This window comes from Flavisolibacter tropicus (genome assembly GCF_001644645.1).
Classification (GTDB): domain Bacteria; phylum Bacteroidota; class Bacteroidia; order Chitinophagales; family Chitinophagaceae; genus Flavisolibacter; species Flavisolibacter tropicus.
Genome location: NZ_CP011390.1, coordinates 461,828 through 474,573 on the forward strand (window position 1 = coordinate 461,828; position 12,746 = coordinate 474,573).

At 42.2% G+C, this 12,746-nt stretch carries 9 protein-coding genes; all 9 read left to right on the forward strand.

The window, feature by feature from the left end; all coding sequences use genetic code 11:
* Window positions 1-65: 65 nt before the first annotated feature.
* Window positions 66-3,164 (forward strand): SusC/RagA family TonB-linked outer membrane protein, encoded by a 3,099-nt coding sequence (locus SY85_RS01910; protein ID WP_226998971.1) that lies wholly within the window; start codon window positions 66-68, stop codon window positions 3,162-3,164.
* A 31-nt stretch (window positions 3,165-3,195) separates the two neighbouring features.
* Window positions 3,196-4,782: a SusD/RagB family nutrient-binding outer membrane lipoprotein gene (locus SY85_RS01915; RefSeq protein WP_226998972.1), complete on the forward strand. Its 1,587-nt coding sequence runs from the start codon at window positions 3,196-3,198 to the stop codon at window positions 4,780-4,782.
* Between the two features lie 83 nt (window positions 4,783-4,865).
* Complete coding sequence (locus SY85_RS01920) at window positions 4,866-5,972, forward strand: glycoside hydrolase family 18 protein (protein WP_066401528.1); 1,107 nt, start codon at window positions 4,866-4,868, stop codon at window positions 5,970-5,972.
* 179 nt (window positions 5,973-6,151) lie between these two features.
* On the forward strand, window positions 6,152-6,802 hold the full coding sequence (locus tag SY85_RS01925; protein ID WP_066401529.1) for a hypothetical protein: 651 nt from the start codon (window positions 6,152-6,154) through the stop codon (window positions 6,800-6,802).
* Window positions 6,789-7,919 (forward strand): AAA family ATPase, encoded by a 1,131-nt coding sequence (locus SY85_RS01930; RefSeq protein ID WP_066401530.1) that lies wholly within the window; start codon window positions 6,789-6,791, stop codon window positions 7,917-7,919. Before SY85_RS01925 ends, SY85_RS01930 begins: the two co-directional genes overlap by 14 nt.
* Entirely contained in the window at window positions 7,892-8,629 is a 738-nt protein-coding gene (locus SY85_RS01935; RefSeq protein WP_066401531.1) for a hypothetical protein, read from the forward strand. Before SY85_RS01930 ends, SY85_RS01935 begins: the two co-directional genes overlap by 28 nt.
* Window positions 8,626-10,971: a hypothetical protein gene (locus SY85_RS01940; RefSeq protein WP_066401532.1), complete on the forward strand. Its 2,346-nt coding sequence runs from the start codon at window positions 8,626-8,628 to the stop codon at window positions 10,969-10,971. The genes SY85_RS01935 and SY85_RS01940 overlap by 4 nt, the downstream gene beginning before the upstream one ends.
* Window positions 10,946-11,725 carry a hypothetical protein gene (locus SY85_RS01945; protein ID WP_066401533.1) on the forward strand — a complete coding sequence of 260 codons (780 nt, stop codon included), beginning with the start codon at window positions 10,946-10,948 and terminating at the stop codon, window positions 11,723-11,725. The genes SY85_RS01940 and SY85_RS01945 overlap by 26 nt, the downstream gene beginning before the upstream one ends.
* The gene (locus SY85_RS01950; protein ID WP_066401534.1) at window positions 11,725-12,675 is read left to right on the forward strand and encodes a tetratricopeptide repeat protein; all 951 of its coding nucleotides are present in this window, start codon (window positions 11,725-11,727) and stop codon (window positions 12,673-12,675) included. Before SY85_RS01945 ends, SY85_RS01950 begins: the two co-directional genes overlap by 1 nt.
* The last annotated feature ends 71 nt before the right edge of the window (window positions 12,676-12,746 follow it).

Genomic DNA, 12,746 nt, shown 5'->3' on the forward strand with positions numbered 1-12,746 from the left:
TTTGATTGAATGCCAATTCATTGTTGGACATGATATACATTTCTAAACCGTATAAACCAATAAACATGCTACATCTTAACACAATGAGGCAATGGCTGTATACTTTGGCTATTGTACAGCTATTTCTAATTCCACCAGCCTTTGCGTATTCAGGGTCAAACGATAAGTTTGACCGAGGGTATAAAAATCTTTTTCAAGAAGTAACCGGACGTATTATAGGGGCAGACGGAAAACCACTTTCCGGTGTAAGTGTTACTGTAAAAGGAACATCAAGAGGTACCACCACAGATGCAAACGGGGCTTTTTCAATAAATGCCAATCGGGGCGAGGTGCTAGTAGTTTCCTATGTTGGATATCAAGCTCAGGAGTTTACAGTTGGCGATGATAAAACGCTAGCTATTACATTAACGGCTACCTCAGGCCAACTCAGTGAAGTAGTGGTAACAGCTTTAGGCGTAAGAAGGGAGCGTAAAGCCCTGGGCTATTCTGTAACAGAAGTAAAAGGAGAGGAATTGACCAGAGCCAGGGAGGTAAATGTTGTCAACTCGCTGGCAGGTAGAGTAGCCGGCTTAAATGTAAATGGAGTTGCTGGCGGACCGGGCTCTTCTTCCAATTTAATTATTAGAGGTATATCCAGTATTAGTGGTACCAACCAGCCATTATATGTGGTTAATGGTGTACCCATGGAGGGGCAACCTAATTCCCAATATTCACAGCAGGGTACCCAGTTTGATAACGGTCCAGATAGGGGCGACGCTATAGGAAACCTTAATCCAGATGATATAGAAACTATTTCGGTATTGAAAGGGGCTGCCGCTTCTGCCTTGTATGGTTATCGGGCCAAGGCTGGTGTTATTATGATTACTACTAAAAGCGGTAGAGGAGATGGCATTGAGTTTAATTCAAATTATGTTGCTGAAACAATCATTGATCCAACCGATTGGCAATATGTATACGGACAGGGTGCTAATAATATAAAACCACCAAACCAAGCTGCTGCTTTTACATCTGGCCAATCCAGCTATGGCGGGAAACTCGATGGTTCATCGGTTGTGCAATTTGACGGTATAAGCCGCCCATACATTGCCCAAAAAGACAACCTGGAAAACTTTTACCGTACAGGAGGTTCATTTACGAATACACTGGCCTTCAATAAAAGTTTTACAGGGGGCGCTTTACGTTTTTCAGCCAGTAATCTTTCTAACAATGCTGTGATTCCCAACTCCGGTTTAGATCGGCAAAACTTCAGCTTGAATGGAAACTTTTCTCCAATGAATAATTTGACCATTGATGTGCGCATGAACTATATTATAGAGAATGCCAAAAACAGACCTTTTTTATCAGATGGTCCTGGTAATGCCAACTTCAATGTCATGTTCCTGCCAACAAGTGTAAATGTGAATGATTTGCAGCCTGCAACAACGCCCGATGGGAAAGAGCGTTCTTATTCAGATAACACGTTTGCAACCAACCCTTGGTTTGCAGCCTATAACTTTATTACCAACACCAAAAGAGACAGATTGCTATCTACTGCCACTGTTCGTTATACGTTTAATAATGGCTTATTCTTACAAGGACGAGCAGGTCGCGATGCCTATACAGACCGCTATACACAGGTAGTGCCTACGGGAACTGCCTATCGGCCAAATGGTTCAATAAATGAACAAACCTATCAATTTGGTGATATTAACGTGGACGGTCTGGCGGGTATGACATTTAACCTGGGTGGCAACGGTATGACATTAACACCAAACATTGGTGCCAGCTACCGTAGAACAAAGGATGAAAATATAACCAATACAGGATCTGACTTTGCTATACCATTCCTGTACAATATTAATAATACAAAAAGTAAAGGCACTACTGCTCTTAAAACAGACCAGGAAGTACAGTCTTTATATGGCACATTAGAGTTTGATATCCGTGATTTCTTATACCTTACGGGCTCTGTTCGCAGTGACTGGTTTTCAACTTTGGCCGCAATAGACAGAGACAATAAACTGAATGTGGTTTATCCTTCCGTCAGTGCCTCATTTATTTTTTCAGAGTTTCTTAAGTTGCCCTGGATGACCTTTGGTAAGCTAAGAGCTGGTTATGCGGAAGTAGGTCAAGCTACAACACCTTATCAAACAGCGCTTTATTATTCTTTGCTGAGTCCTACCTTAAACGGCGCTCCGTTAGGTAATATCGTGAATCCAAACGTGCCTAATAATGAGTTGAAACCTTCCAGGGCTCAGGAATTTGAAATAGGCACAGAGCTACGCTTCTTTAATAACCGTTTAGGCTTAGATCTGACCTTTTATGACAAAAGATCAAAGGATGAAATTGTATTTGCTCCTGCTTCCACAACATCAGGCTATAATGGTGCAGTGTTGAATATAGGGGAGATGAAGAACGTAGGATTTGAAGCCTTAATTACAGGTACGCCTATACGCACTGGCGATTTTAACTGGACTACCTCTTTAAACGGGTCGGTTAATGACAATGAAGTGATCAAACTGGCTGCCGGACAATCATCGTTGCCAATTTCAGTATCCAGGTCTGGTGTAGGCTTTACACGACATGTAGTAGGAGAGCCTGCCGTACAGGTAATGGCTTATGATTATAAGTATGACGCTTCTGGTAAAGTAGTTTTAGATGCCAATGGTATCCCTGCAAGAGGGGATCTGGTTCCTTTTGGTTCTGCTTATCATAAATGGATTGCTGGTTGGAATAATGAAATTACTTATAAAAGAGCCAACCTTTCTTTCCTGATTGATGGCAAATGGGGTGGAAAGATCTTTTCAGCTACCGATTTTTATGGCTATTTATTTGGTTTGCATAAAGCTACCCTTGAAAATAGAGAAGGCACTTTTGGTACAGCTAATGTAAATGCTGCTACTTACTATGGTACAATAGCCAGTAATATTTCAAAAACATTCGTGAATGACGCCAGCTTTATAAAGCTTCGGCAGATTACGCTGGGCTATAGTTTCCCAAGCCTTTTTAATAATCATATCAAGGGCTTGAATATTAGCCTGGTAGCCAGGAACCTGGCCATCCTTATGAAAAAGACAGATAACATTGACCCTGAAGGCAATTTTACGCCTTTAGCACAAGGGTTAGAGCTAGGTGGCGTACCGCCAGTTCGTTCCTATGGTATCAATTTAAACGTTCGTTTATAACTATTCTTTCCCCATTTTAATTGTTATGATTATGAAACACTATATAAAAATATTTGGTTTTATTCTGGCTGGGTCCCTGTTGATACAAGGGTGTACTAAGGATTATCCAGAAATCAACACAGACCCCCTATCTTCTTCTCAGGCTAGTTTTAATCCTAATTATCTCTTAACTACTTCCGAGCTAACTTATACAGGTAGCACCGATTTTAGTTATGAAACCTGGCGCGCTAATTTGATCTATGCATCTACCATGATACAAGGTTTGTCCACTGTGGTAAGCTATTGGGCAGGTGACAAGTATTTACTGAACCAGGGCTATACGGGTGCTTATTGGGAGAAAGCTTACCCGGATCAGGTGAAATCAGTTGTGGACCTGGTGCAATTCACAAAAGATAAGACGCAGTATAAAAACCTTTACCAGATAGCGCGTATCATGAAGGCTTTGATCTTTGAGCGTATAACAGATTTGTATGGTGATGTGCCTTATTCTGAAGCGGGGTTGGGCTATTATTCTAATAATTATTTTCCTAAGTACGACAAACAGCAGGATATCTATAATGACCTGCTAAAAGAAGTAGAAGAAGCTACTAATGCACTGGATCCTGCAGCAGATAAACCATCTGGTGATGTTATTTATAATGGTGATATTGCTAAGTGGCAACGTTTTGGCAATTCCTTATTATTAAGAATAGGTATGCGCCTGGTAAAAGTTGATGCTGCAAAAGCTCAAGCTACTGCCACAAAGGTGCAGGGCAAAACATTTACCAGTAATGCAGATAATGCTTTACTAAAACATGATGCTACTGGCGGAAGAACAACCATTAACAGAAACAGTCAGGTACTAATTGGCGATGGTGGACAGGAGCATTACTATGTTAAGTGGTCAAAGACATTCATTGACATGCTAAAAACAAATACTGATCCTCGCTTAGGAAGGATTGCCGTTACAAAGCTCTATACGGATCCTAATAGTAAAATACAAAGTACAAGTTTTATCACTACTCCAGCTGTACAGAAAGGTATGCCTAATGGTAAAGATCTAAGCGGTATAGCAGGAAGAGATATTTCTTCTGATCCATCGTATACTACTTTCCCTGACTATTCCTCACCAAATCCTGGCATGATCAAGCGAGATGGCCCTACATTTATCCTGACTTATGCAGAAACAGAGTTGTTATTGGCTGACGCCGCACAGCGATTTGGTATTACCACATCCGGAAGTGCCGCACAGCATTATAACAATGGTGTAAAAGCCGCTATTACATATTTGGGCCAATACGATGCTACATTGGCTATTCCGGATGCGGAAGCCGATGCCTATATTGCAACCCACCCTTATGTAGCCGCTACTGGTCTACAAATGATCAATACGCAATACTGGATCCATACGAATACTATGTTTGACTTTTATGAGTCTTGGTCCAACTGGCGGAGAACAGGTTTCCCTGTATTAGTTCCAGTGAACTATCCTAATAATGTTACGAATGGAACGATCCCACGCCGGTTTTTATATCCATCATTTGAAGCAAACACTAACCCAGTGAATTATAAGGCTGCACAGGAAGGCATTCCGGGTGGTGATTTGCTAACATCACGCGTATGGTGGGATAAGCAATAAATTGTCCTCTTAAATTAAGCCCCGTAATGGGGCTTAATTATTTAATCTATGTCAATACCTTTAAAGACTTTAACCCACGAAATATGAGCACTTACAAGCGTTTTCTTTCTTTTCTATATTTACTGTTTTCTTTTATTTATATCCATACCGCTCAAGCGCAAACAAAAAAGGAGTTGGCTGTAATTGCTTACTATGCAGGCAATTCTACAGCCATTGACAGTTTTGATGTAAGTAAGCTAACACAAATTATTTACAGCTTTGGTCATTTGAAGGGTAATCAATTATTCATTAGAAAAGCTGAAGACAGCTTAACTATTCAAAAGCTGGTTTCTTTAAAGTCTAAATATCCTGGTTTAACGGTGTTGTTGTCGTTAGGCGGATGGGGTGGTTGTGAAACCTGTTCTGATGTATTTTCTAAGAAGAAAGGACGTAAAGAATTTGCCCGCTCCACCAAAAAAGTGATTACTTATTTTGGTGCTGATGGTATTGATCTGGATTGGGAATATCCTGTTATATCCGGCTACCCGGGACATAAATACCAGGAACAAGACAGAAAGAATTTTACAAAGCTGGTAAAGCAGTTGCGTAAAACATTAGGTGAAAAGAAGGAGGTAACGTTTGCGGCTGGTGTATCCAAGAAGTTTTTTGAACAATCAGTTGATTGGAAGAAAGTGATGCCCATTGTAAACCGGGTAAACCTAATGACTTATGACCTGGCCAATGGTACTGTATCAGGAATAGGACATCATACGCCTCTGTATTCTACGCCCATGCAGCTATCTTCAGCCGACTTCGCCATTAAATTCCTTGACTCCTTACACATTCCCCGCAACAAGTTGGTAATAGGCGCTGGCTTTTATGCACGCATATTTGAAATGAAGGATACAGTAAATAAGGGGTTGTACCAAGCGGGTACCTTTCAAAAATCAATTCCTTTTAAAGCCTTTGATAGCACCTTTTCGGCAGCAAACGGATTTACCTATTACTGGGATCCGGTAGCACAAGCCCCTTATTATTTTAATGCGGAGAAAAAGCTGTTTGTTACCATGGATGATTTGAAATCCATTCAGTTAAAAACACAGTATGCTATTGATAAAGGCTTGGATGGAATTATGTTCTGGCAATTGACGCAAGATAAAAAGGAGGGAGGGCTTGTGGATATGATCAATAAGACAAAGAAGGCGTTGTAGGTGGTGACTCTCTATTTAAGAATATTCATAGTGCTATTGGAGAAAACGCTAACGGTGAAGTAAAAAATAAATGAATCATGCCATACCTCTTTTAGGGAACCACAATATTTAACAAACAACCCTTATTTTGCAATGTTTGGAAACGGTAAGAGCGGTTCCACATTGTAAAGCTGTCTCCTATGATGAATGACATCCTTCAAACCATAGAACATCTCCGTCATTACGAAGAGATCATGTTATATGGTAACTTATTAGATGTGGCAGAGAACCATGAACGAGAAGTAGCTGACTACCTTGAGAAGGAATACCAACTAGAGCGTCTTCATTATCCCTTTGATGCTCCCGTTTTCGAACCAGCTGCTGCACAATGGGCTGGAAAATACATCTATATAGCCGCTCAGCTTTTATTATACCGTGAAAACAAACCGGACGAATTAGCTGCCTTACTGGCGCCTTACAAGGGAGTGATTACAGCCGGTGCTATACTCTCCGCTGATCTGGTGCTACGGTTTCTGCCAGATATTATCAAACACCTGAAAGCTATTGATCCGGAAGATAACTTGGTTGACTTACTGGAAGAACAATTGCATATTTGGCATTATTCAGCAATCGGTTACTCTTTACGGCAAGACGCATTACATTTTGAAAATATTGTATCAAATCCATGCGTATGCCAATTATATACAGATCGGGTAGTGGTTCATAAGGACCATCGCCTGGCAGCGCATCCAGCATTACGAAAACACGTTCTCGCTTCTCTGGGCCTACATGTCCCTACCTATTGGAATGATTTTCAAATACAACTAACTGCAGAAAATGGAAACTGTTGATCAATTAAACAAAGTATTGTCCTTTGTAAAGGAATCCTTTGTAGGTAAAAATGAAATTATCGACTTACTCGGCATTAGCCTGATTGCGCGTGAAAATGCTTTTCTTCTAGGCCCTCCCGGAACGGCCAAAAGTGCCATTATCCGGCAACTGTCAATGTGTATTGAAGGAGGGAAGAACTTTGAGTACCTGCTCACCCGCTTTACTGAGCCAAATGAAATATTTGGTCCTTTTGATATACGCAAGCTAAAGGAAGGCGAGCTGGTAACCAATACAGAGGGAATGATGCCGGAAGCATCACTGGTATTTTTAGACGAAATCTTTAATGCGAACAGTGCTATTCTGAATAGCCTGCTAATGGCGTTAAATGAACGGATATTCAGGAGGGGAAGAGAAACCCGAAAACTACCGGCTCTTATGTTCGTAGGTGCCAGTAATGTACTGCCCGAGGATGAAACACTGAATGCCTTACTGGATCGTTTCCTGGTTCGGATGAAGTGTGATTATGTTGATCCGGACTTGTTAAATGAAGTGTTATTGGCTGGTTGGACACTGGAAAACAGAGAGGCTAGCGAGAGACCATTTATTATACCAGAGGAGGTCGTTACTTTGCAGCAAGCCTGCCGCAAGGTGGATCTTACACCCATTCGAAAGCAGTATGTTGACCTGGTTCACAGCTTACGGAGCACAGGTATAAAAGTTTCCGATCGTAGGGGTGTAAAAATTCAAAACCTGATTGCAGCCAGTGCGCTTATGTGTAAACGTAAAGAAGCCATCCTTTCTGATCTCTGGGTCATGAAATATATATGGGACACCGAAGAGCAGATTGAAATACTGGCTGGTATTATCGATTCTGTAATAGCAAAGGAGACCAGTATGCATTCTCATCCACAAGCGTTGTTCAACACCGCTCCAAACGGTGAGGAGCTGATAAAAGAAGTGCAGCTGCTTCAAAACAGGTGGAGCACCCAAACACTTTCCTTTGAAGAGCAGAATGTAATCAAGGATAAACTGCGGTATGTTCAAACCCGCAATAGCTGGATTAAAAATGCTGAACATCAGCAGCATATTCAAACCGCAATAGATTCTTTATGGCAATCGATACTACAGGCAGTATAAGTTACTACTTATCGCTGGCTGGGGAGCATGCGGCGTACCTTGGTACCATCCGGCATTGGGAGAATCTGAAGATTGCTTACGAGGGAAATGTGGTTTGGGTTAAGGATTTGTCTCCTGTGCAGGTCGATAGCCTGGAGGTAAAAAGTATTCCTTTCAAAGAGCTCTATTATGCCCAGGACGGAAAACTGTTTCTAAAAGGAAGTCTGCTTCCCAGTCGGAATCTGCCTTCTTTATTATGGACACCTATAGGGCGCGGACTCGCAGTAACGCTACCCGCGTATAATCATAATTATTTCGGTCTTACCGGTAATGTCAATATACGATTGGCTCCATCTGAAAAAGAGACAGAAAGCCTTGTTTTAAGGGTTAATATTAATGTGCTGCAAAACTATATAGTAACGGCGCCGGCTATCCGCTTGGAGGGTTTGCAATGGACAGTGTTAGGCGCAACAGAAGCACTGCTCTTAGGTGCTCCTTTACTGCCATTACAAGGACAAGCCTTCTGGCGTAGTGGCGATTTCCTGCTGCCAGCCGGATTTGACCTGGAGCTTTATGCGGTGTCAGATGATCTGAGCCAGTTGCTAAATCCGGAGGGCGACAGTTGGATACTATGGCAAGAAGACGGCCGCTATAGCAAGCTGGACAAGCAAGCCTTTACACCGCTCTCTATCAGTTCATTTCGGTTAACGATGGAAAGGAGGACCGTGTGACAACATACTTTCAATCCTATAATGAATACTTCTGGCAGTGGGAAGATGATGGAGACGTTATTGCTATTCCCTTTAGTTCTACTATCGCTTATAAAGCCTTTGTGCTGGAAGCGCTGGAGCTAATGTCTCCACAAGGGTTACCGCCATTTGGATCCCTACTTCTCACTATAATTGCCACCAACCCGCAAGGCGAGAGTGCCTTAAATGATGTCTATGCACTCTTAGATAAAAAGTTGGATAGAATGGTGAATCAGCAGTTTGGTGATTCGAATCAAGAGAAAGCAATCCTGGTTGATGCCTTTGCCTTTTTAAAGCTGCTGGTACATCTGCCTGCTAAATATAAAGAAGGTCGAAACCGCTTGCTATTGCTGCAATCCCTGTTTGCCGGCTGCCACAACCAGCTGGCAGCGTCTAAGGCGAAGCATATACTTGAATATTATAAATCAGGAAAAACCAATATTGTTAATACTCCCAGTAAAGCTTTACACAGTGGTGCTTTCACTCACGACTTCCGAGTGGTCAGTCTTTTACATAAAAGGTTCCCGGACAACAAAATTATTATCGAAAGGTTAGCAGCTTTACCGGGTATAGAAACAGCGATTGCCATTGAAGAAGCGGAACCAGGAGAAGATGCACTCAAAGACTTCATTGAAGAATTAACTACCCATAGCAAGACCTTCCCGGTGGGTTCGCTTATTAAACGCCTATGGAGTGGCCTTAATATTCCTTTTCACCATTACCATCCCAGCCAGCAGCCAATAGGTGGCGTTTCTGACCTGACTAACAAGGGTACATTTGACCGCCTGCTGATCTCAGAATATGCAAATGATGACATTGTCTTTTTATCGCGCTTGGCCAATAATGAGGCCCTATATATTAACAGGGAAGTGCCACCGCAGCAAGATGACCAGGAACGGATCATTCTTATGGATGTTTCCATTAAAAGCTGGGGTACACCCCGAACGATAGCCTTTGCCATTCTGCTTGCTATCGCCCGTCACCCGAAATCAAATTTCATTTGCAAGGCCTTCGCGGTGGGCAATACCTACAGGCCGATTCCTTTTGAAACAATTGATGATATTATTACCAGCCTGGAAGAACTGGACCCCTGTTTGCACCCGGCCGAGGGACTGACGACCTTCTTTAAAGAGTATGGCGCACTAAAAAATGCCGAGGTTTTCCTGGTGGCATCAGAAGATAGTTTCCGTCACCCACAAGTACATAAAGCTATTAGCGACCACTATGCGCTTTTTAATTATTGGATTCAGGTAGGGCAAGAAGGGTCTATTGATCTATTCAGACGGCATCAAAACATCCGGAAACATGTGCAACATTTGCAGCTACCGTTAGACGAATTGTGGAAAAGAGAGCCTGCGCAGCAGTCAAACAGGGAATCAAGTGATAGCATTTCAGAATACCCGATTCTATTCCCGTCACCGCACAACCCTAAAAAGGTAGTGGCTGCACCAGATGGTCATTTCATTATGCTAACCTCAGAAAAACATATTCTGCGGAGCTTTCATAAAACACTGGGCCATGAAAAGGGCTGGGAAATGATGTATGAAAATGTTGCTTACAACAACGGTGAAGTAGCTGTTGGGATAACAACGAAGGGAGATTACTTGTTTTTCCTGTTCAATACTGCCGATCGGAAAATAACGATCATTAACATCTACACCCGTGAATCAAAATCAATCAGTTTTCCTGATTGGCGAACGTCTTCCAATAATCATTTCTTATTCTATGAAGGTCGCTTCTATTATGTAAACAACAATAGATACTGGGCATTTCAGTGGGGAGAACAAATTACGGTTGAAAAAGGCCAGAACCCGCCATCAGCATTACTTGAAGATTATAAGGAGATGGAAGCTGAAAAGAAAAAACAGCAGAAGTATGTTTCATATATAGGTGGTATTTTAAAGAACGTGGATTTTGTGTTTATCAACCAGGCAGGCAACCTTGTGTTAAATAAACAGGAATTACGTATAAAGGATAATGCAGTAATTGTAATGGAGCGAACGGAGTTTTTAAAAAAAGAAGTGGAAGCGCGTCGCCGGGAAAAGGATACATTCGCTTTTCCGGATGGAAGTACGGTTATTATTAATCGGGGTGGTATGCTTGTTTTAAAAAGCAGTGATCCTTCGATCCCTAAAATCTATGTTCCTTCTGTTCTTGATACCGCATTAGGTGTGAGTACAACGAGTGATTTTGCCGGTAATCCTTATTATCTACTTCTGGACCGATCCCGCCGCTCCATTAGTAACCCGCAGTTCTTTCAACAATACTTGGAACCCTATATCAAAACCATAACAGCTCATGGAACTACAAGTAAGACCAATTGATCATAGCCCCTTTCCAATAGGTGGTATTCTTATTCAGGGTTCCTCTGTGAAGCACTGGATCATGGAGCTCCAGGCGATGGGACTTTCGTTATCCGTAATTAAGGTATATCCTATACCAAGCACAAAGGCCAATACAATATGGGGTTGTTTGGTAGAGGGGGCTATTGAAAAACGAAAGCTGGAAATAGGGCGCAACCGGTATTGCCAGATAGCAGGTCATCTATTGTATATTCCTGAGCGATGTAGCTTATTTCCCAAGCTGTCAGCTGGAGAGCTGGAAAAGCTGCTTAATGGGCGTAAGCATATAATGCACCCGGAGTTTGGCCTGGTAGAACTACAGGAGTCCATAAACTGGATAGATGTACTTCAATTACCTGACGAACGGCCGTTTACTATAAGAAAACCTATAAACTCCCTGTTTATTCCAAGACAGATCAGAACCTTCCAGGTAAAGCCTCAATCTCCTGAAGCCGCATTGGAGGCATTGGAAGCACAACATTTTCCAAAGCCTGAAACTTTTCAAGACAAGCCTTTGAACCTACTTGAAAAAGGAAAGCTTTCTTTCTACAAACTATTGTTTACAAAAGGAACGGCGGAGGGAAGCAGTAGTGGTGATACGGGCAGAACCTCATTACTTTCCCGCTTTGAAGGAGCGGGGCGACTATTTTCCAAAATGTCAGCCAAGTGGGTGGATGGCCTGCAACAGGACTTTGAAGAACTGGAGCGGCGTAATCAAAACACCTGGATCGCTTAATGGAGCTCTTTAAAAACAACCCGCTGGAAGCCTTGAAATATGCGATCCCGCTTGATAGTGATGGCGTAACAAGAGGTGGGCATATGGGACAGTTTACACTTTCCAAAAGATGGATGGATTTTTCTTTATTTGGTGGTGGTGCCAATTGGAGTGGCGGAAGTGCTGTTTTACCGGATAGTGCATTCAATAAGTTGTATACCCAGTATTTGAAAACAGCGCAGGAGCTGACCAATCAGAAGGAGTATAAAAAAGCGGCGTTCGTATACCTGAAGCTGTTAAAGAATTATCCGATGGCGGCTCAGAGCCTGGAAAGAGGACTCTTGTACAGCGAAGCGGCTTCTGTTTACCTGAAATATTGTAATGATAAAGCAAAGGCAGCACACTGCTACGAGCAGGGAAATATGCCTGTAGAGGCTATAGAACTGTATAAGGAATTGGGGGATAATGAAAAAGTAGGAGACCTATATACATCCATTCAGCGCTATCAGGAAGCACTAGGCTATTACCAAAAAGTGGTCGATAGTTATGTAGATCAGCACAAGCATGTGAAGGCGGCACTACTATACAAAAACAAAATGAATAATGCTGCTGCTGCCCAGTTGGTACTACTGGAAGGCTGGCGCTCTAACAGTGACGCCTTTAACTGCCTGAACAATTATTTTGCGGCTATTGAGGATGAAAAGCAGCGGTGGTCTGCTATTCAAGCTATCTACCGGGAAGATGTAAACGACAAGAGTAGTGAGACCTTTATACGTGTTTTAAGACATGAATATGAGAACGCACCCAGTTTTGCAGAAGAGGTTAAGGATATGGCATATGAGGTAATTGTGAGGCAAGCTGCTAGCAATCCTAACATTGTTTCCGAACTGCGATATTTTAATCAAAAGGACAAGCAAATAGTAAAAGACATCATGCGGTTCAAGATGAATGTGAAGCAACAAAAGAAATAAATGTGTAGCTCTTCTGGGTGTTTAAAGTAAGTATTGGCAACATGCTCCAACTTTTAGCATGGCACTGGTAC